A 21052-nucleotide genomic window follows, 5' to 3' on the forward strand; every position below is an offset into this window, starting at 1 on the left:
GCTTGTTTTTCTCTAATTGGATTTTCAATTAGAGTTTTCTTACACAATCTATCGCTTTCTTTTGAAACATTTTTAAAAGTTTTTTGAAAATTAGAATTAAAATCTTTTTGATCATGTTATGATAATCCAAAAATTTAATAAGGATTAAGCATGTTATATTCCTCTAAAATCCAATCCCTTTCAGAATCTGCAACGATCGCTATCAGCACGCTCGCTAAAGAATTGAAATCGCAAGGAAAAGATATTTTGAGTTTTTCAGCGGGCGAGCCTGATTTTGACACCCCACAAGCGATCAAAAATGCGGCTATAAAAGCCCTAAATGATGGCTTTACGAAATACACTCCAGTGGCTGGGATCCCTGAATTACTCAAAGCGATCGCTTTTAAATTGAAAAAAGAAAACAACTTAGATTATGAACCGAGTGAAATTCTAGTGAGTAATGGCGCTAAGCAAAGCCTGTTCAATGCGATTCAAGCTTTAATAGAAGAGGGCGATGAGGTGGTTATCCCTGTGCCTTTTTGGGTAACTTACCCTGAGCTTGTGAAATACAGCGGGGGAGTGAGTCAATTCATTCAAACCGATGAAAAAAGCCGCTTTAAAATCACCCCTAAGCAGCTTAAAGACGCCTTAAGCCCCAAAACAAAAATGCTCATTCTCACCACCCCATCAAACCCTACCGGCATGCTTTATAGCAAGGCGGAATTAGAGGCTTTGGGCGAAGTTTTAAAAGAGACCAAAGTTTGGGTGCTTAGCGATGAAATTTATGAAAAGCTTGTCTATAAAGGGGAGTTTGTTTCTTGCGCGGCGGTGAGTGAAGAGATGGAAAAACGCACCATTACCATTAACGGCTTGAGCAAGTCAGTAGCGATGACAGGTTGGCGTATGGGCTATGCGGCGAGCAAGGATAAAAAATTAGTCAAATTGATGAATAACTTGCAAAGCCAATGCACTTCCAATATCAATTCTATCACGCAAATGGCTTCTATTGTGGCGCTTGAAGGGTTGGTGGATAAGGAAATTGAAACGATGCGTCAGGCTTTTGAAAAACGCTGTGATTTAGCCCACGCAAAAATCAATGCGATTGGAGGGTTGAATGCTTTAAAACCTGATGGGGCGTTTTATCTGTTTATCAACATTGGCAGTCTTTGTGGGGGGGATTCGATGCGATTTTGCCATGAGTTGTTAGAAAAAGAAGGCGTGGCGTTAGTGCCTGGAAAGGCTTTTGGATTGGAAGGCTATGTCCGTTTGTCTTTTGCATGCTCAGAAGAACAGATTGAAAAGGGGATTGAACGCATCGCTCGCTTTGTCAAATCAAAGGGGTAAAAAATTGGCATTTAAAAAAAGGGGGGGGTTAATCTTGTTTAGGATTTTATTTTGGGATTTTGTATTGTAGTTTAGTGGCGTAGCATGGTATAATGGTTTGATTTAAAAGTTTGAAAAGTGCAGTTTTCATAACTAAAATAGATTTTAAGGAATAATAAATGACAATGATATTTGATCATAACAATAATTCTGAAGAATGTCAAATGTTTTTTGACAAGATCAATAATGGCTCGCCTTTTAGGGTTATCACTTTCATTGGACCAATTCTATCGCATTTTAAAAACGTGATGAGGAGTGGCTACCTTTCTTCTGAACCAACAAAGCAAGATCGGATAAAATCTTTCTTAATAAATAAGCGTGAATTTATAGGGTTTGTTGAAATTGTTATTGGACCTAGCGAAATCTTGTTTTTTATATATGAAAACGAGCCGAGTGCAACATTTAATTTAAAAAACTACTTGTTGGTGTTAGCCAAAATGCATTGTAATCCAACAGCGATTTGTTATTGCGGAAACAAGCAAGACGCACAAAACACCAACACAAAAGAGATAAAATTCCTAAGTGCAAAAAGTCATGATTTTGGGAAAGAAATGGACTCTATAAGTGTTGAACTTTCAAACTCTAATACTTTTATTCAATCTCTTTTAAAATTAGGGTCTTTTTTGCATGGAAAAACTATTGAGTCTCTTAATAATCCAACAAACTATCCGCCAATTAATTTGGTAGTTACTCCAGCTTTGGCACTTTGGAAAACAACGGTGGAGATAGAGGAGCATAGAAAAAATATAACATTTGACCACTATAGGCAAAGCTCTGCACAAAACATTAAAATCAATGAAATTGCTAATGATTTAAAAAGTGGTAAGATAGTTGGCACTAAAATTATTAGTGATGCTTTATTGAGTGCTAACTATTGTTTCATGGATGATGAGAATTTAAAGGATTTAAAAAAGTTACTATCACAAGATCAAATAAGACTATCAAATATTATTGTAAGCACTATCAATCAAGCAGAGAATGCAAACAGGATAAATCTTACTTCCGCCATAATTGACAAGATTGAATATCATTTCCGTGATAATATATTCCATTTTATCTTTAATGTTAGCAATAACTTCTTAAGCGGAAAATCAAGATTAACTATTGAAGTGCCTAGAACGACATTAGAAAATATTAAGTTACCTGACATGAAAGAAATATATTGAGTGTTTCATGCCTGTTGTTAGCAGTGAAAACAATAACGAATCGTTTTTTTCTAAATTAAAATTAGTAGGTAGTATTGAACTTTTAATGATATATTTAAAGAATGAAGGCTATATTGTCTCATCTGATCCTAAAAAAATAATAATACTGATTTATTTGCACCTAAAATTTTTTACTATGAAAGTATCGCACCAAAAACAAAAAAATTTTTATTGTCAAAAACTCTCTTTTAGATAGTGGTTTGTTATCTATATTTTTTAACAAAGACAGCTCTTATAATATCAATCCTAACCTAAAGAATTATCTCAAAGACAGTAGGTATCCCAAAAATTTTTCTTATGCTTTTCATCTTTTTTTTACTAGTAATGATAATAATTTGTCTGTTCATATAGGTTGCGAGTGTGTTAATATAGATTTTAAATTAACAGAATTTGATCGTGATGATAAAAAATATTACAATCGTATTGTTTTTGAATTTAAATATGATTTAAATGAAGAAGACAAACAATATTTGATTGAATTTGTTCCCATAAAATACAACAATAATCTATCTTATTCCCCAAAAGAAGAAAATCAATTTAAAAAAAAAGGTTTAACACCACTAATTCTTAAAGCCTTTGAGCATAACCATATAAAAGTGAAACATAGGGAAAAAGAATTAGAATAAACAAGAGCTTTATAACTCTATTAATAAACCCTAAATGAAGCACCCCCTAGAAAAGTTAAAAGACCCTGTAGAAAATCTTTTGCTATGGATTGGGCGCTTTTTGAGGACGACTAAAATCATTTTTTCATCATTTGGGAATGGTTTTAGTTTTTGTGCTAAAATTAGCCTCTAAGGGTTTTGTTTTTACAAATAAATTAAAAGAGGTGTTGGATGTTATTGAATTATGATTTTTTAGAATTTGAAAATGATAAAAAAGTTAGAGTGATAGACGATAAGTTGTGTGTAAATATTTCAGATTTTTTTGGCATTGGCGATGAGGACGATAAGATTTTTCTTGGCGATGAAATCTCTAATATTAAGGACAACCCTACTGAAGCTTATGCCGCTGAAGTTTATGCAATTGAGGGCGCTAAACTTAATAGAGTGTATGAGAAAATTAGGAGCGGACTACCTTTTGGGATTATCTCAGCGTTTAGACCTTTTAAAGGAGTTTTTACAAAGGATTTTACTGATGAAGAGCAGAAAAGCGCTTATAAAAGTAGCTAAAAGCGTTTCTTTAACTAGGGATTTTCTTAGAGAAAATGATGGCATTTATAGAAAACTCTGTAATTGTAAAATGTTCAATAAAGCTTTTGTGGATAAATTCACAACAGATAAGAGCAAAGCGACAATGAAAGATTTCATGTCTACTCAAGGGTTTATCACCAAACACAAATACTCTTATAACGACTATGCGCAAGAAACACAACGCCTAAAATCTTTTTTAGATGGAAAGCGTGATTTTCTTGGTTATATTCAAGCGATTGGTTATTGGAAAGAAGAGATAGAAAACGATATTTTGCCTAACAAAGGAATAAGTTTTTTTGTATTTCAAAACGAGTCAAGCAAGACATTCAATTTAAGAAATTATTTGTTGTTATTGGCAAGATTGTTTGATCAAGAGGCGATCTGTTATTGTAAAAACGCTATTCATGATAAAGAAAACACTTATGAGGTAGAATTGGTGAGTGCTTTATCTGGTGGTTTTAATGAGGTGTGGGCTGAGTTCGCAGATGTTACATTCTCAGTGCCTAGTCAATTACCGCAATCTCTCACACGCTTAAAAAATAAGGCAGCTGCATTCTTTTCAAAACAGTCTGGTGGCAATTGTGGTATGAGTTTTAAGGAAATTGATAAGGTTCAAATAAAAGCGACATGCATGCCTAATATTGTTACTGGGGCATTTGAAGATGACATAAAATTATCTATTAAGCATAGTCAGTGGTGCGGTTATCCTAAAGTTTTTGACATTGAAAAGATAGAGAGCATAGAAAGAGAAGTTATTGAAAAGAGAGAACAACATAAAATAGGTTCGGCACAGAATCTTAAAATCAATCAAATTGCTGATGATTTAAAACAAAGTAAGGTAGTTAGCAATAAACTTATTGCGAACGCGCTTATAACGCAAAAAGCGCCCAATGATACGCCGCATGATGACGATTTAGATTAGTTTAAAAACCCTAAATGAAGCATCCCCTAGAAGAATTAAAAGATCCTGTAGAAAATCTTTTGCTATGGATAGGGCGCTTTTTGCGTTACAAATGCACAAGCCTGTCTAATTCTCAAGTGAAAGACCAAAACAAGGTTTTTGAATGCTTGAACGAATTCAATCATGCGTTCATCAATTCAAACCAATTGGAAAAAGTTTGCAAAAAAGCCCGTAATGCCGGATTACTGGGGATCAATACCTACGCATTACCCCTACTCAAATTTTACGAATACGCTCAAAAGCTTTCTTTAAGATCGCTCAAAAGCATAGACGAAGTCATGTTGGCTGAATTTTTGAGTATTTATACCGGAGGTTTGAGTTTAGCCACTAAGAAAAATTACAGAATCGCCTTACTCGGGCTTTTTAGCTACATAGACAAGCAGAATCAAGATGAAAATGAAAAATCTTATATCTATAATATCACGCTTAAAAACATCAGTGGAGTGAATCAAAGTGCAGGCAACAAGCTCCCTACTCATTTAAACAATGAAGAATTAGAAAAATTTTTAGAAAGCATTGATAAAATAGAAATGTCCGCTAAAGTGCGTGCGAGAAATCGCCTGCTCATTAAAATCATCGTTTTTACAGGCATGCGTTCTAATGAAGCCTTGCAGCTTAAAATAAAGGATTTCACTTTAGAAAATGGCTGTTATACGATTTTGATTAAAGGTAAGGGCGATAAATACAGGGCGGTGATGCTCAAAGCTTTCCACATTGAGAGCCTTTTGAAAGAATGGCTCATAGAAAGGGAATTGTATCCTGTTAAAAACGATTTATTGTTTTGCAACCAAAAAGGCAGTGCTTTAACGCAAGCTTATTTGTATAAGCAAGTGGAACGCATCATCAATTTTGCAGGACTCAGGCGGGAGAAAAATGGGGCGCACATGTTAAGGCATTCTTTTGCGACCTTGCTTTATCAAAAACGCCATGATTTGATTTTAGTTCAAGAAGCGCTAGGGCATGCGAGCTTGAACACGAGCAGGATTTACACGCATTTTGACAAAGAGCGTTTAAAAGAAGCGGCGAGCATTTGGGAAGAAAATTAAAAAACACCCCCTACTCCCTTAAGAAAATCATTTTTACCATAAAATCACTAAAACCCCCATTTTTTAAGAAATTAAAGGGTTTTTAGCTTGCTGGTTTAAAATTTTGCTTTCAAATTCTAACAGCCACTTTTTGACTTCTATGCCCCCATTATACCCCCCTAAAGCGCCATTTTTACGCACCACTCTATGACAAGGCACGATCAAAGAAATAGGGTTATTATAATTAGCGTTGCCAATAGCTCTGCAAGATTTAGGGTTATTAATGAGCTTTGCGATTTCATCATAACTTTTTGTCTTGCCATAAGGGATAGTCATTAACGCAGACCAAACTTGTTTTTGAAAAAAAGTCCCTATCAAATCTAAAGGCGCATCAAATTCAAAAAGTTGTCCCAAGAAATAACGCTCCAAGGCTTGAACGCTGAGTTTTAGCGGGGTATTCATAGGGGCGTTATGAGAAAAATTGGTCGCATCAAAATCCAATCTCAATAAATGGCTCTCATTAGCGCACAAATGCAAATACTCTAAAGGGAAACTCTTAGGGGTCTTAAAATAGTAGTGGTATAAAACCATCAAAAAAAGATCTTGTATAAAACAATCAATAGCGACAAACCATACACCCCTAAAATCAAAGCTTTATGCATCTTTTCATTCAAAAGCCCCATGATCCATTTAATCCCAATGCTCACGCCCATAACTGAGCCTAAGCCCACAATCGCCCCTGCTAAAAGCACTTCTTGATTGATGATGTGGTGATACATTAAAGAAAAAGCTCCTGAAATAGAAGAAAATAAGATAAAAAATAACCCTAACGCCACACATTTTTTAGAATCATACCCTAAAAAATAATGCATCAAAGGCACCATGAGCATCCCCCCACCAATCCCTAAAGTGATAGCAAAAAACCCTGTGAGCGCGCCAATTAAAAATAATTTTAAACCTTGCAAATGGTAGCGTTTAGTATCCGCTATCAAATCTTTTTTTTTGGGTTTTAGAACAAATTGGATCATAGAATACACGACTAAAAGCGCGAAAATAACCATTAAAATTTTACTGGAAACGATTTTTAAAACAAATCCGCTAAAACTCGCCCCTATCAGCCCCCCTGCCCCTATCAACAAGCCTAAAGAAAAATCAAGCGATTTTTTTTTGAAATTCAAAACAGAGCCCACGAACGATGAAAGAACCATTTGCAAAATGGAAATACCGATGGATTCTTCAAAAGAATGCCCGGTTGCGAGCATGATAGGGACAATGATCAGCCCCCCACCAATGCCAAAAATCCCTGATAGAATGCCCGTAAAAAGCCCTATCGCTATGTATAACGCATAAATATCCATAAAAACCCTTAAAAAAGTAAAACCCCCCTATAAACCTCTCTAAAAGAAAATTAAAAACAACCCTATTCTAATCAAACGCTAATAACCAAACCCCCTAAACAACGCTTTTAAAAGTCATGCTTTTATTGGTCTGTTTTGTTTTTACAACACAAAGCATGCGAATCATCATTGGGTTCGCTAATAGAGAGGTTTCTTAATTCATAAGCCAATTTAATAGACGCCGCAGCGTCATCCAAACCAAACCCCCCTTGAGCTAAAATCTGTTTGTAGCTTTCTATATACAGGTTATCAAAGCTCTGTGTGAGATTGACTTCTTCGCCCTCTAGGATCATTTTATGATAAACTTTTTCTTTAGCCACTCCCATGTGTTCTGGATTGATGGAAAAAAACCATCGTATTTTGGCATGCTCTAAAAAGAGTATCCCGCACACGCAATCAGGCTCTTCTCTGTTGATAACCTTGTCTTTAACGCCTCCAAACAAATACAATAAAGTGTCAAAAATATTCACTCCCATTTGAGTGGCTAACCCCCCACTCCTATTCACATCCGCTCGCCATGAAGAAAAATACCATTTCCCTTGAACGCTGATATAAGTGAGCGTGATGTCAAACACCTTTTCAGGGTTTTTGTCTAATTCACTCTTAATTTTTTCTTTCAAAGCCAGCGTGTCGCAATGCAAGCGTAAGGGCAAAAGACTGAACACCCTTTTTTGGTGTTTCACCTCTAAATCTTTCAATTCTTGTATTTCGCCAGGGTCTAAAACTAAGGGTTTTTCACAAATCACATGCATGCCGTTTCTTAACCCAAAACGGATGTGATCAAAATGCGTGTGCGTGGGCGTGCAAACACTCAAATAGTTGATTTCTTTACCCATAGCCTTAGACTGCTCTAAATGCTTTTCAAAATCTTCAATATTGGTAAAAAACTCTGATTGCGGGAAATACTCATCTAAAACCCCCACGCTATCATGAATATCAAAAGAGCAATCCAAAAAATGCCCCGTATCTCTAATCGCTTGCAAGTGCTTGGGAGCGATAAACCCCCCTGAACCAATCATCGCAAAAAGCATTCAACTTCCTTCAAGAATTTTAATCTTATGTTAGCAAAGATTAGCTTATTTAAGCTTATATTATTGGCAATTAAAACACTCCACCGAGCGATCCAACACGCTTTTTTCATCTATGCTAGGGCTTTCGCTGCGCAAATAATAAGTGGATTTGAGTCCCAATTTCCAAGCGAGCGTGTAGATTTCATGCAAGGTTTTACCGCTGGCGTTTTCTATGCGTAAAAACACATTGATGCTTTGGCCTTGATCGATCCATTTTTGGCGCACGGCTGCTGCTTTAATTAAATCTTTAGCGTCAATATCATAGGCTGATGTGTAAAAATTCCAGGTTTCTAAATTCAAATTAGGCACTACCACTGGAATTAGCCCGCTCAAATTTTCTTCAAACCATTTTTTCTTATAAATGGGTTCAATCGTTTGGGTTGTGCCTACTAAAATAGAAATGGAGCTTGTAGGAGCGATCGCCATTAAATAGCCATTACGCATGCCATTAGCCTTGACTTTTTCCCTCAAACCTTGCCAATCGCAAGCGTGATTAAAAAGCCCTTTTTCGGTGAGCTTTAAGGCTTCATTGTTGGCTTTATCAATAGGGAAAATCCCCTTACTCCATTCTGAATTTTCAAAATCCTTATACACCCCTTTTTCTTCCGCTAAATTCGCGCTCGTGTCAATCGCATGGTAGCTGATTTGCTCCATTAAAGCGTCAATTTTTTCTAAATGCTCTTTAGATCCCCAAGCAATTTGGTGTTCTGCGAGCATTTGCGCTTCACCCATAACCCCTAACCCTATGGCCCTATTTTGTAAATTAGTGGCTTTGACTTTGCGGTTAGGGTAGAAATTCAAATCAATCACATTGTCTAAAAGCCTGACCATGATCGGCACGACCCTTTTAATGTCTTCTTCAGTGTTGATTTTGCTTAAATTAATGCTCGCTAGATTGCACACCGCCGTTTGCCCGTCTTTAGCGACTTTAGTAGCGATATAGATTGGTTTGCCCTTAAGAATATCCGTGCTAGTGAGCTTGTTAGCGCATTTAGTGATATTACTATCTGTGGTTACCAACTCTTTTTCTTCAAAAAACTCTATCGCGCCATCGGTGTATTCTATTTGCATGTAATAGTGGTTGGGCGCGGTGTTTTGAAAAATCTCCGTGCATAAATTAGACGATCGAATGATTCCTGCATGAGCGTTTGGGTTGCACCGATTGGCGTTATCTTTAAAGGCTAAGAAGGGCAAACCGGCTTCAAAATAATTCATTAAGATTTTTTTCCATAAGTCTTTAGCGTTAATGTATTCTTTAATGATTTTAGGATCTTTTTCATACTCTAAATAGCGTTTTTCAAAATCCTGCCCATAAAGCTCAGTCAAATCCTTACACTCATAAGGGTCAAACAAAGTCCACATCGCGTCTTCTAAAACCCTTTTCATGAACAGATCGCACACCCAAAGAGCCGGGAACAAATCATGCGCTCTTCGCCTTTCATCGCCGCTATTTTTCCTTAAATCAATGAACTCCATCACATCAATGTGCCAGATTTCCAAATACACCGCAATCGCGCCCTTTCGTGTGCCTAATTGATCAACCGCAATCGCCACATCATTAGCGATTTTTAAAAACGGGATCGTGCCTGCGCTCGCATTTTTATGCCCATCAATATAGCTCCCGATAGAACGCACCAAAGAAAAATCCCAGCCAATCCCTCCGCCGTATTTGGACAATAGCGCCATTTCCTTATAGCTGTCAAAAATCCCCTCAATATTATCCGGCGTGCTGCCAATATAGCATGAGCTTAATTGGTGCTTGGTGGTGCGCGCGTTCGCTAGAGTGGGGGTCGCGCACATCGCTTCAAACTTGCTTAAAACTTCATAAAATTCCAAAGCGATTTTGTTGGGTTCTTGTTCGTTTTGCGCCAAAAACATTGCAATGCTCATAAACATGTGTTGGGGTAATTCAATAGGGTTGTTGTTAGCGTCTTTTAACAAATAGCGATCATACAAGGTTTTAATCCCTAAATAATTGAATTGGAAATCCCTTTCAGGCTTGATCTGGCTATTTAAAAACTCTAGATCAAATTTTTCCTTAAAGCCCTTAAGGATGCGGCCCTTTTCTTCAGCGTTTTCAAAATACTCTTTCAAATGCCTATACCCTGTAAAACCACTCACTTTATGGTATAAATCATACAAAAAAAGCCTTGAGGCGACAAAGCTCCAATTAGGCGTGTCAATATCTATCTTATCCACAGCGGTTTTAATCAAAGTTTGTTGGATTTCTTCAGTAGTGATCTTGTCCCTAAATTGCAACCTCGCATCCACTTCTAGCTCACTTTGGCTCACGCCCTCTAAATTGTCCGTAGCGTCCTTAGTGTATTTTTGGATTTTGGTAATATCCAAAGGCTCAATGCGCCCGTTTCGTTTAACCACTGTAATCAAAATTTTTCCTTTAAATCAAATCGTTTTCTTTTAAATTTGGCATTGTATCAATAAAAAACTTAAGACTTAAGAAAGAGAGAAGTTCAAGTTGGATTTGTTCTATTAATGAGAATGAGTTTTAAAGTTTCTTTAATTTTTTTATACCCCCCTCCCATTTAATGTTATTTGAGTTAAATCACCACCCCCATTTAGCGCAAAGCTTAAGAAAACCTTGAAACCCTACAATGACCAAACCCTCTACAAGAAAGTTGCTAGGATGCCCACAATACGCCGAAATTTCATGCATAGCGATACCAAAAGGTATCGTTAAAAGCACCATATAGAAATCCCTTAGTCTTGCTCCTAACACAGCGTCATAAAACGCACCAAAAAACCTAGCCTTAAAAATGGCTTTAAAAAACTTGGGGAATCCTTGCCAAGTTTCAATAATGAAATAACCTACCGACCTGCCTTTTGGGTTGAACAAGAGGTTAGACAACAAAGCTGCTATTAGAGTCGTTAGCCACACATAGTAACTATCTTTAGGGTCAAAAATCGGATCACCAACATCTGAGCGATAAAGAGCTGTTCTAAACATTATGGAGTAACAAATTATAACAACTAAAACCACTGCCACACTGTATTCAGTATAATTCAAACGCTCTTTTGAGCCATTCAAGTTCTCTTTTGTAGTATCCATGTTATTCCCTTTCCCCCCATCACCTTGGCTCATTTAAGATCACCAAGCATGCCCAAAACTATACCCGTAATCATAAAGATCACGGATAGGCTCTCTTGGGGTTTGCGGTTCTTTAGTTTGCGGTTCTCCATCAACGCCACGGATATAATCTTCTACCCTATCGCCTACTTCAGACCCAATATATCCTCCTATTGCACTACCAACAAATCCACCCATTTTATCACCAACAAAACCCCCAACACCACCCCCTATAAATTTGCCTAATTCACCCCTTGCCTCTATTTTAGGACTAGCTATAGCCACATTAGCCATTGCACCGCATAAAACCACTACACAACTAAATGTTCTTAATCCATTCATAACAAATCCTTTCATAAAATGGAGATTCAAAGCATGTTTGGCACACTTTGATAAGAATATTTATACCACAACCCTATTAAAAGCGTTGTTACAAATCAGCCAAATATCACAAAAATCTCAATAAGTGTTTTGTTTATTCACAAATTACAAGATTAAAGTAAATGATTATAATATTTTAGGATTTTTTCAAAGGATTTTTAAGCAAATTCAAAAGGATAAAAAAGAACTTTTACCACCTTTTAAGTGATAAAGTTTTAAAACAGCAATTCTTTTCAAGCTCCTTAAGGCTTCTTAAAAAACTTAAAATACCCGTTTTCAATGTTAATTTGAGGGGCGCGTGAAAGGCTCAACGAACCGCTAGGAATGTCTTTAGTGATGGTGGTTCCGCTGCCGATTAAGACATTAGAGCCGATAGTTATGGGGGCGACTAGTTGGCTATCGCTCCCTATAAAGACATTTTCACCGATGATCGTTTGGTGTTTCTTTTTACCATCGTAATTGCAAGTGATCACGCCAGCCCCTACATTTGTGTTTTTCCCTATCTCACAATCCCCTAAATAGCTCAAATGTCCTGCTTTAGTGCCTTGAAGTTTGGCGTTTTTAGTCTCTACAAAATTCCCCACATGGCTATTACAAATCACGCTTTTAGGGCGCGCATGGGCAAACGGCCCCACACTGCTATTAACAATTTGGCTCTCTTCTATCACGCTATAAGCTTTAATATGCGCGTTTTCTATCAAACAATTCCCACTCAAACGCACCCCTTGCTCTAAAACGCACTCCCCCTTAAAACTCACGCCTTTTTCTAAATAAATGCTCTTTGGTAATTGCATCATTACCCCCAAGTCCATGGCGTTTTTTCGCAGTCTTTCTAGCATGATTTCTTCAGCCTTCGCTCTTTCTGTTTGGCTATTCACCCCTAAAAAACACTCTTCTTCTAAAAAAATAGCGTCAATTGTTTCGTTTTCATTGATTCCTAGAGCGATTAAATCCGTGAGATAGTATTCTTTTTGGGCGTTTTTGTCATGGAGCTTGGGCAAGTATTTTTCTAAAAACTTTCTTTCAAAAAAATACACGCCAGCGTTCACGCTTTTAATGGTTTTTTCTTCATCATTAGCGTCCTTTTCTTCTACAATCTTTTTAACCTGATGGTTTTCTAAAACAACGCGCCCATAACCTTTAGGATCAGCTAAATGGAGTAAACCTATAGCGTTATTCTGGCTTTCTAATAAGGGGATGAGGGCGCCTTTAGTGATTAAAGGCATGTCCGCATTCAAAATCAAAACCCGCTCATGTTTTGTAGGAACAGGCGTTTTATCTTCTTGCATGATAGCCCCACCTGTCCCTGAATATTTTTCCACGATCTGAGCGTGAAAAATCACGCCCTTAAAACGCTTTGACACCGCTTCCTTAATGCGTTCTTGTTGGTGGTGTAAGACAAGATGCACATCATCGCTGATTGAAAAAGCCACTTCTAAAATGTAAAACAGCATAGGCTCCCCGCAAATCGTGTGTAAAGTCTTAGGCAAGCTAGAACGCATGCGAGTGCCTTTGCCAGCGGCTAGTATGATTACAGAAAGCATTAAAATCCTTCAATTTATGGGGTTATTTTAGGGAATTTTAACATGCCTTATCTTATAATTTGACCTTGTTTTTATTAAAGATTTAAGGCTAGAATTGTGCGTTTTTTCATTTTTTTAATTCTCATTTGCCCTTTAATATGCCCCTTAATGAGCGCTGATAGCGCTTTGCCTAGCGTCAACCTCTCTTTAAACGCTCCTAGTGATCCTAAACAACTCGTAACCACCCTTAATGTCATCGCCTTACTCACGCTTTTAGTTTTAGCCCCATCGTTGATTTTAGTGATGACGAGTTTCACCCGTTTGATCGTGGTGTTTTCTTTTTTAAGGACCGCTTTAGGCACGCAACAAACCCCCCCCACTCAAATTTTAGTCTCGCTCTCTTTGATATTGACTTTTTTTATCATGGAACCTAGTTTGAAAAAGGCTTATGATACAGGAATCAAGCCTTATATGGATAAAAAGATTTCTTACACCGAAGCGTTTGAAAAAAGCGCTCTGCCTTTCAAGGAATTCATGCTTAAAAACACACGAGAAAAGGATCTAGCACTTTTTTTTAGGATTAGGAATTTGCCTAACCCTAAAACCCCTGATGATGTGAGCTTGAGCGTTTTAATCCCGGCGTTTATGATAAGCGAGTTGAAAACAGCGTTTCAAATCGGCTTTTTACTCTACTTGCCTTTTTTGGTGATTGATATGGTGATCAGCTCTATTTTAATGGCGATGGGTATGATGATGCTCCCGCCTGTAATGATTTCTCTGCCTTTTAAAATTTTGGTGTTTATTCTGGTGGATGGGTTTAATTTATTGACCGAAAATTTAGTAGCGAGTTTTAAAATGGTTTAACATTAAAAACATTCAAGCTATAAAAGCTTGAAATCAGTTTAAAACTCATAATTCAAATACGCTGTAATGGATCTCCCTGGTGCGGGCTCTCTTCCTGTAGGGCTTGTGCCAATCCCCCTAAAATAATACTTCATGTTAAAAAGGTTATTGATTTGCAAACTCCCGGTGATTTTATGCCTACCGCTTTGCCATAAAACGGAGCTTACTTGAACGTTCAACACAAAATACAAGGGCAATAACCCCACTGAATTACAACCATACTCTAACCCCCCTGTGTATTCTGGGTTTAAGGGCAGGCACACGGTTTGGCTTTTGGCCTGATTGAGCATAGAGCTATAAGCACGGCTATAAAAATAGCTACTGATTCCAAAAGTCGTGTGCTTGTAAGTATACATCATGTCAAATATGAATTGGTTAGGACTCACATAAGGCAAACGCTTCCCTTTAATGTCAAAGGGTTTATTGACAATGCCTGTAAAATAATAAGCAATATCATCAGCGTTAGAAGTGATGCGCGCATCAATGTAAGTGTAAGCCACATGGAATTGCAAACCTCTAATCGGCGCATAATACAATTCCAATTCCACCCCTTGGCTCCTAGCATTCACAGGCTGTGGGCTATAGCCTCCCGCATAGTAACGATTGGCAAAAATCACAAAATAATTGGTATTAAAGCTCAATAGATTTTTATAACTATAGCGTTGCCCCACTTCAATTTCATTAAAAATTTGGTTGTAATTAGTCCTAGTAATGCCTACCATTGTGTGTTGTGGGGGGATAAAACTGCGGCGGTAGTTCGCATACCATATCCAATTTTCCATAGGTTTATAGCCGATGTTAAGGGCAGGACTCCATTCGTTTTGACGCTGTTTTTTACTGGTCCATACGGAAAAATCGTGCTTTTCTGGCTCTTTGTTGTTGTAGTTCAAAAAAGTGTATCTAAGCCCTGGAGTTATCACCAATTTAGAATCAAAAAGTTCTATTTTATCGCTCAACCATACCGCTGTATAGTTGTTAAACATTTCTTGATTGTTACTAGGCTTTTTAGAAAGAACATATGGGGGCATATGACACACCCCATCAATAATATCTGATTTTTCGCATGTGCTTTGATCGGATCTAATGAACATGTCCATCGTCATAAAACGCATGCCCACATTAAAAGTTTGCTTAACTTTATTGGTATTGACAACTAAGTTCAAATTAGGCTCAAATGCGTTCATCACATAACGCCTTAAATGATCAAAAATAAAAAATCCTGGATAATTTTGATTGGTATAAACAGGGCCTAATTTAGGATTGGTATTGACATTTAAATAGTTAGAATCAAATTTAAAATCCCTTGACATGTCATGCCCATAGTAACTGAAAGTGAAATCCCCCCCTACCCTGTCCGTGTCCCCAAAAAAGTTTTGATACACAGCTCCCCATCGCTTCGCTCTCCCGCTTTTATCGTTATTAGGGCGGTTATTTTGAAAACGATTTTCATTATAGGCAGCTATACCTAAAGACCCAGGGTCTGTTAAAAAATAGCTGTAATATTGAAAAAAAGCAGTGATTTTATTGCTATCATTGATTTGATACAACGAATCTAGCATGTAGTTTTGAATGTTGGTAGGGCTGTTGTATCTAAACCCTTGCCCTTTGAGCCAATTGACTTGAGCTTGGATTCCAAAATGCTTATTCATCATACCCCCCGTTCTTAAATAGGTGTTAAAAAGCATGTTATTAACTAAGCTTTTATCAATGTTTTTAGAATTTTGATTGAAAAACCCCCCATTTTCAGACTTACCCCAAAAAGTGGTCCTCTCGCTCACCTGACTTTCCCAATTGGTAGGAATGCCTTTGGTGATAATGTTGATCACACCGCCAAAAGCGTTAGGGCCATAACGCACGCTCTCCCCGCCTTTGGTTACGCTGATTCTATCCACAGATTGAAAGGTTACAGGAAAAATAACCGTGCCAATTTCAACATAGGGCGCGACATAAATAGGAATCCCATTTACTAGAATCATTCCCGTATTAGAATGCCCTGGGCCTCCCGCACCAAACCCCCTAATGGAAATGCTAGGCACAGCTCCAATACCGGTAGAGTTTCTAATATGCACGCCCGGCACATTTTGCAAAGCTTCTTCAATGCTTTGATTGGCGCTTTTAGTGAGTTGTTTGTTAGAAATCACCGTGCGAGAACCCATATAATTTCTCACTTCCTTGCTCCTCCAGCTTAAAGGCGCTTCTTTATCGTTAGCCACCCCTGAAGCTTCTACCCTTTCCAAATTATGAGTTTTGACAGCATGCGCGCTATGACTCAAAACAACCAAAGAGACTAAAATTCTTTTCACTTACCACCTTTTATGAAAAATGTTCATTTTTACAATAAGGTGAAATTTATAATAACTATTATTAGTTTTAGCTTAAATTTTGAGATAATTATTATTTAAATTAAATTAATAGCTTTTTTTGTCAAAAACGCCGATTAATGCGAATGTTTATAGAAAAGATTGGGAGAAAAATAAAAATTTTTTAATATTTCTAATAGGGTGAATTTTAAACAAATAAAGGGTTTTTAAACCATGGCTAGCCTTTAAACCAAAATTTGAGTTGCATAAAAAGCTATCAAGGAAAACGCATACGCTACAACGGTTGTGAAGATGAATAAATACGCTACAAACTTGATCCCCCCAGCTTCCCTACCAAAAGTAATGGTCGCTGCAAAACAAGGGATATAAAACATCACAAACACGATAAAAGCGATCCCGCTAGGCACGCTGACTTCTTTTCTTAAAATCTCTCTAAAAGCGTCAGATTTTTCATTTTGATCCCCTAAAGAAAACAACACCCCCAAAGTAGAAACCACCACCTCTTTAGCCATAAATCCGGTTACAAGCGAGACGCTCAAACGCCAATCAAAATCCATAGGGCTAAAGACTTTTTCTAAATACGCCCCGCCTCTTCCTACAATGCTATTTTTTAAATTCTTTTGATCCAATTTGGTTTTTAATTCTTTTAATTTTTCTTCTTTAGCTTCGCTTGAAAGGGTGGTGTCTTTATCCACTAACAAGCTTTCTTGTTTATAAGTTTTCATAGCCGCATCGCTTTTAGGGTATTGAGACATAAACCAGATTAAAATCGCTCCCACTAAAATATAAGTCCCGGCCTTTTTAAGGTAAGAAAGCGATTTGGTGTAGATACTGAAATAGACCATTCTCCAACTGGGAAAGCGGTATTTAGGCATTTCCATGATAAAAGATTCGGTTTGTCCTTTAAACACGCTTAATTTGAGTAATTTGGCCATCACTAACGCCACAACCGCCCCCAAAATATAAATGCAAAACAGCACAAACCCCGCACTTGAAGAAGGGAAAAACGAGCCTACAAACAGCACATAAATAGGCAGCCTTGCCGAGCAGCTCATAAACCCGATCACAAAAAGCGTGATCAATCGTTCGTTATAGTTTTGTAAGGTTCTTGTCGCCATGTAAGCAGGCACTGAGCAACCAAAACCGGTGATTAAAGGGATAAAACTCTTCCCATGCAAGCCAAATTTATGCAAGATCCCATCCAATAAAAACGCTACCCTACTCATATAGCCTGTCGTCTCTAGTAAAGAAATCCCAAAATACAACACCACAATTAAAGGCAAGAATGAAACCGTCGCTCCCACTCCCCCAATAATGCCATCGCCCACCAAAGACGCTAAATCTTCATTAGCCACATTTTCTTTAATACTATCACTCAAAAACTTAAACCCTGTTTCAAGCGCTTTTTGCACTCCCCCCCCTATTAAAAAGCTCAAGGAAAAAATGATAAACATAAACCCTAAAAAAATGAAAATCCCATAACGCGGGTGCATTAAAATCTTATCAATCTTATAAGTGTGTTCAAAGCTCGCATTTTGTTGGTTTTCACTGATCACTAATTGAGCGATTCTTTGAGCGCTCTGGCTGTATTTTAAAGACTCTTTAAAGCTTTGAGACGGGACTTTGATGCTTTCATTGTTTGTAGTGTTTTGAGAATAAAGCCTGACAATTTCGTCTAATAAAAGCTCGGTATTCAAGCGATCTTCTTTGGATCTTGCACTTGTTGGCACGCACACAACCCCTAATTCTTGAGAAAGCTTTTCTGTATTGATTTTAATGCCTTCTTTTTGCGCCTCATCCCACATGTTGAGCGCAAGAAGCATTTTTTTATTCGTGTCTAATAGCTGCATGCTTAAGGCTAAATTACGCTCTAAATTGGTGGAATCCACCACATTGAGAATGAGATCGTATTGCCCTTTTTCTAAAAAATCTTTAGTCACCTTTTCTTCAGTGGTGAAGTCATTGAGCGCGTAAGTGCCAGGTAAATCAATGATAGTGATTTGATGCTCTTTATGGATCAAACCCACTTCCATCTTATCCACGGTAACCCCGGCAAAATTCCCCACTTTCAAATGGGCGTTGCTCAAAGCGTTGATGAGGGATGATTTCCCCACATTAGGCTGGCCCACAAGGGCGATAGTGATTTCTTTCATTGGGTTTGAATGCTCCGCATTAAAGTTTTTTTAATTTTTGGTTATATCGTTTTTAAATTAAAAGTTAGCACTATAGCGCTATAAGACTAATTGTTATATAATAAAAGCAAGATAAGAATATTAAAATGCGAAAGGGGCGTGTGATGTTGTGCGTGTTTGATATAGAAACCATTCCTAGCGTGAGCTTGTGTAAAGAGCATTTTCAATTAAAAGAAGACGATGCGCTAAAAATCTGTGAATGGAGTTTTGAAAAGCAAAAAGAAAAAAGCGGGAGCGAGTTTTTGCCCCTTTATTTGCATGAAATTGTCTCTATTGCAGCAGTCATTGGCGATGATTACGGGCAGTTTGTCAAAGTGGGGAATTTTGGTCAAAAACACGAGAATAAAGAGGGTTTTACAAGCGAAAAAGAGCTTTTAGAAGACTTTTTCAAATACTTTAACGAAAAGCAACCGCGCCTAATAAGCTTCAATGGCAGAGGTTTTGATATGCCCCTACTCACGCTCAAAGCCCTTAAATACAATTTAACCTTGGACGCTTTTTACAGCCAAGAAAACAAATGGGAGAATTACCGCGCGCGTTATAGCGAGCAGTTTCATTTGGATTTAATGGATAGCTTGAGCCATTATGGATCCGTTAGGGGGTTGAATTTGAATGGCATTTGCTCTATGACGAATATTCCTGGTAAATTTGATGTGAGCGGGGATTTAGTGCATGCGATTTATTACAACCCTAATTTAAGCCAAAAGGAGAAAAAAGAGATTATTGATAGCTATTGCCAGAGCGATGTGCTTAACACTTACTGGCTTTTTTTAAAATACGAAGTGCTGAAAGGGGCTTTAAATAAGGAGCAATACCTTGGGCTATTGAATGATTTTTTAGCAAAATTCCCTAAGGAAAAATCCTATTCAAGCGTTTTTACTAACGCTTTAGAGAAAGAAATTAGGGAGTTTTCTTAAAATTCTATGATTATTGAAACAATATATCTAATATTTTAACAAAGAGTCTTTTATGCCCATAATATCAAAAAATAAACCATATAGTTTTATTAAAAACCTTGAGTTTTACACGATTAAACGCATTAAGGATATGGGTTCTCACCCTAGCTAAAACCATTTAAATGAATTGCTAGAATTGTTTAAACAAGATTTAAGTATTGATCTAAAAAGAGAGATAGCAAGCTCTATTGGTAGGCAACTTGATGATGATATTATTTATAATTTTTTAAAGCAAGAATCTTTTAAAGAACATTACATGGAAGTTGTTTATCAATTTTTACGCACTGCTTTATATAAATCTAAGGATATGCGATTCGCAAAATTATGCGATGACTTGTTGCAATACTATCAAAATGAAAACATGCAAAAAATGAAACAATACTATGACTACCGCCACACCAAAAAACCACCTTTAAAAATTATAGAAAATATTATTAAAAAACCTTCTTTATTAGTTGGGGATAATGCGCAAACGCTCAATAAAATCACTCCTAGTTCTGTCAATCTTATTTTCACTTCACCACCTTACTATAATGCTAGAATTTATAGCGATTATAAAAATTACAAAGATTATATAAGCGCCATGTCTCAAAGTTTAAAGGCTTGTTTTAGAGTGTTAGAAGAGGGGCGTTTTATTATTATTAATGTTTCACCTGTGATCACTAAAAGAGCTGGGCGTGAGTTTGAAAGCGTGCGTTATCCTATTCATTTTGATTTCCATCAAATTTTAATTGACAATGGATTTTACTTTGTAGATGAAATCTTATGGATTAAACCTGATTTTAGTGTGCCTAATCGTATCGGAGGGTATTTTCAAAATAAAAAACCTTTAGGATACAAATCTAATTGTGTGAGTGAAAGTTTGTTAGTCTATCGTAAAAAAGCCCCTTTTCTACTAGATAAAAATATTAAAATAGCTGAAAAACGACTAAAACCAATTAAACAAAATCATACTTTATTTGGAAAAAAAGAATTGCCTATAGAAATCACTAATTGTTGGTATATTACTCCAAAGTCTAGTAAAGATCATCCAGCGGTATTCCCTGAAAGTCTTTGTGAAAGAGCGCTAAATTACTACTCTTTTGAAAATGAAGTTGTATGCGACCCTTTTGCCGGTAGTGGCACTTTTGGAATGGTTGCAAAATCTATGGGGCGTATTCCTTTATTATGCGAACAACATCCAAAATACGCTCAAAATCTAATCAAACTTGGTTTTAAGGAAATCTAAAAATGAATTTTAATGAATTAGCTTTAAATCATACGATTGATTTACTCTTAAAAGGAAAAGATTATAGAGAAGTAGTTTTAAATACTATCAACACAGAGTTTTTAGATTTTGCTATATCTTTTTGTGAATTACCCAACCGCTAAAGCGATTGGGCTTTTTCTTGCTTCATAGCTCCATAACTAGCTAGATCTAATATGTTGCCATATTGAGAACTAACCCCGTTAGAGGAAGCTCCACAAGCTTTGATACG

At 37.0% G+C, this 21052-nt stretch carries 15 protein-coding genes and 3 pseudogenes; 9 read left to right on the forward strand and 9 right to left on the reverse strand.

Annotation, left to right across the window (positions count from 1 at the left end; genetic code table 11):
- The first annotated feature begins 150 nt into the window (after positions 1 to 150).
- From H7O61_RS06210 to xerH, 5 genes and pseudogenes are all read left to right on the forward strand, one after another.
- Positions 151 to 1323, forward strand: a complete 1173-nt coding sequence (locus H7O61_RS06210) for a pyridoxal phosphate-dependent aminotransferase (protein WP_187875464.1) — start codon at positions 151 to 153, stop codon at positions 1321 to 1323.
- Between the two features lie 158 nt (positions 1324 to 1481).
- Positions 1482 to 2528: a hypothetical protein gene (locus H7O61_RS06215; RefSeq protein WP_187875465.1), complete on the forward strand. Its 1047-nt coding sequence runs from the start codon at positions 1482 to 1484 to the stop codon at positions 2526 to 2528.
- Positions 2529 to 2535: 7 nt separating this feature from the next.
- Positions 2536 to 3227, forward strand: a pseudogene (locus H7O61_RS08150) (hypothetical protein).
- 176 nt (positions 3228 to 3403) lie between these two features.
- Positions 3404 to 4682, forward strand: a pseudogene (locus H7O61_RS06225) (hypothetical protein).
- Between the two features lie 14 nt (positions 4683 to 4696).
- Positions 4697 to 5767 (forward strand): tyrosine recombinase XerH, encoded by a 1071-nt coding sequence (gene xerH / locus H7O61_RS06230; RefSeq protein WP_187875466.1) that lies wholly within the window; start codon positions 4697 to 4699, stop codon positions 5765 to 5767.
- 63 nt (positions 5768 to 5830) lie between these two features.
- Here xerH and H7O61_RS06235 read toward each other — a convergent pair whose 3' ends face one another.
- From H7O61_RS06235 to glmU, 7 genes are all read right to left on the reverse strand, one after another.
- On the reverse strand, positions 5831 to 6337 hold the full coding sequence (locus H7O61_RS06235) for a methylated-DNA--[protein]-cysteine S-methyltransferase (protein ID WP_187875467.1): 507 nt from the start codon (positions 6335 to 6337) through the stop codon (positions 5831 to 5833).
- Positions 6337 to 7104 (reverse strand): sulfite exporter TauE/SafE family protein, encoded by a 768-nt coding sequence (locus H7O61_RS06240; protein WP_187875468.1) that lies wholly within the window; start codon positions 7102 to 7104, stop codon positions 6337 to 6339. Before H7O61_RS06240 ends, H7O61_RS06235 begins: the two co-directional genes overlap by 1 nt.
- A gap of 122 nt (positions 7105 to 7226) precedes the next feature.
- Positions 7227 to 8174, reverse strand: a complete 948-nt coding sequence (locus H7O61_RS06245; RefSeq protein ID WP_097696784.1) for a Gfo/Idh/MocA family protein — start codon at positions 8172 to 8174, stop codon at positions 7227 to 7229.
- A 60-nt stretch (positions 8175 to 8234) separates the two neighbouring features.
- Positions 8235 to 10601 carry a ribonucleoside-diphosphate reductase subunit alpha gene (locus H7O61_RS06250; protein WP_187875469.1) on the reverse strand — a complete coding sequence of 789 codons (2367 nt, stop codon included), beginning with the start codon at positions 10599 to 10601 and terminating at the stop codon, positions 8235 to 8237.
- 175 nt (positions 10602 to 10776) lie between these two features.
- Entirely contained in the window at positions 10777 to 11280 is a 504-nt protein-coding gene (locus tag H7O61_RS06255) for a hypothetical protein (protein ID WP_079295014.1), read from the reverse strand.
- Positions 11281 to 11319: 39 nt separating this feature from the next.
- Positions 11320 to 11640 (reverse strand): pantothenate kinase, encoded by a 321-nt coding sequence (locus H7O61_RS06260; RefSeq protein ID WP_143424873.1) that lies wholly within the window; start codon positions 11638 to 11640, stop codon positions 11320 to 11322.
- A gap of 281 nt (positions 11641 to 11921) precedes the next feature.
- Positions 11922 to 13223, reverse strand: coding sequence for a bifunctional UDP-N-acetylglucosamine diphosphorylase/glucosamine-1-phosphate N-acetyltransferase GlmU (gene glmU / locus H7O61_RS06265; RefSeq protein WP_187875470.1), 1302 nt, complete (start codon positions 13221 to 13223; stop codon positions 11922 to 11924).
- Between the two features lie 96 nt (positions 13224 to 13319).
- On the opposite strand from glmU, the gene fliP reads away from it, so the two are divergent.
- Positions 13320 to 14066, forward strand: coding sequence for a flagellar type III secretion system pore protein FliP (gene fliP, locus H7O61_RS06270; RefSeq protein WP_001210295.1), 747 nt, complete (start codon positions 13320 to 13322; stop codon positions 14064 to 14066).
- A gap of 38 nt (positions 14067 to 14104) precedes the next feature.
- Here fliP and H7O61_RS06275 read toward each other — a convergent pair whose 3' ends face one another.
- Both H7O61_RS06275 and feoB read right to left on the reverse strand, forming a co-directional pair.
- Positions 14105 to 16408: a TonB-dependent receptor family protein gene (locus tag H7O61_RS06275; protein WP_187875471.1), complete on the reverse strand. Its 2304-nt coding sequence runs from the start codon at positions 16406 to 16408 to the stop codon at positions 14105 to 14107.
- Positions 16409 to 16650: 242 nt separating this feature from the next.
- Positions 16651 to 18579: a ferrous iron transport protein B gene (gene feoB / locus H7O61_RS06280; protein ID WP_187875472.1), complete on the reverse strand. Its 1929-nt coding sequence runs from the start codon at positions 18577 to 18579 to the stop codon at positions 16651 to 16653.
- A 143-nt stretch (positions 18580 to 18722) separates the two neighbouring features.
- On the opposite strand from feoB, the gene H7O61_RS06285 reads away from it, so the two are divergent.
- The 3 genes and pseudogenes from H7O61_RS06285 to H7O61_RS06295 form a co-directional block, all read left to right on the forward strand.
- On the forward strand, positions 18723 to 19535 hold the full coding sequence (locus tag H7O61_RS06285; RefSeq protein ID WP_079339152.1) for a 3'-5' exonuclease: 813 nt from the start codon (positions 18723 to 18725) through the stop codon (positions 19533 to 19535).
- A 166-nt stretch (positions 19536 to 19701) separates the two neighbouring features.
- Positions 19702 to 20802, forward strand: coding sequence for a DNA-methyltransferase (locus tag H7O61_RS06290; protein ID WP_187875473.1), 1101 nt, complete (start codon positions 19702 to 19704; stop codon positions 20800 to 20802).
- A gap of 2 nt (positions 20803 to 20804) precedes the next feature.
- A pseudogene (locus tag H7O61_RS06295) lies at positions 20805 to 20924 on the forward strand (type II restriction endonuclease); the annotation flags it as partial.
- Between the last annotated feature and the right edge of the window lie 128 nt (positions 20925 to 21052).

It is taken from the genome of Helicobacter pylori, from assembly GCF_014496965.1.
In the GTDB taxonomy this organism is placed as follows: Bacteria; Campylobacterota; Campylobacteria; order Campylobacterales; family Helicobacteraceae; genus Helicobacter; species Helicobacter pylori_CZ.

What these genes read in the sequence shown, in the direction of transcription:
- feoB (WP_187875472.1), bottom strand. Translation starts at nt 18,579, where the DNA reads ATGAAAGAAATCACTATCGCCCTTGTGGGCCAGCCTAATGTGGGGAAA.
- H7O61_RS06245 (WP_097696784.1), bottom strand. Translation starts at nt 8,174, where the DNA reads ATGCTTTTTGCGATGATTGGTTCAGGGGGGTTTATCGCTCCCAAGCAC.
- H7O61_RS06235 (WP_187875467.1), bottom strand. Translation starts at nt 6,337, where the DNA reads ATGGTTTTATACCACTACTATTTTAAGACCCCTAAGAGTTTCCCTTTA.
- H7O61_RS06285 (WP_079339152.1), top strand. Translation starts at nt 18,723, where the DNA reads ATGTTGTGCGTGTTTGATATAGAAACCATTCCTAGCGTGAGCTTGTGT.
- H7O61_RS06255 (WP_079295014.1), bottom strand. Translation starts at nt 11,280, where the DNA reads ATGGATACTACAAAAGAGAACTTGAATGGCTCAAAAGAGCGTTTGAAT.
- glmU (WP_187875470.1), bottom strand. Translation starts at nt 13,223, where the DNA reads ATGCTTTCTGTAATCATACTAGCCGCTGGCAAAGGCACTCGCATGCGT.
- H7O61_RS06260 (WP_143424873.1), bottom strand. Translation starts at nt 11,640, where the DNA reads ATGAATGGATTAAGAACATTTAGTTGTGTAGTGGTTTTATGCGGTGCA.
- H7O61_RS06215 (WP_187875465.1), top strand. Translation starts at nt 1,482, where the DNA reads ATGACAATGATATTTGATCATAACAATAATTCTGAAGAATGTCAAATG.
- H7O61_RS06210 (WP_187875464.1), top strand. Translation starts at nt 151, where the DNA reads ATGTTATATTCCTCTAAAATCCAATCCCTTTCAGAATCTGCAACGATC.
- H7O61_RS06240 (WP_187875468.1), bottom strand. Translation starts at nt 7,104, where the DNA reads ATGGATATTTATGCGTTATACATAGCGATAGGGCTTTTTACGGGCATT.
- xerH (WP_187875466.1), top strand. Translation starts at nt 4,697, where the DNA reads ATGAAGCATCCCCTAGAAGAATTAAAAGATCCTGTAGAAAATCTTTTG.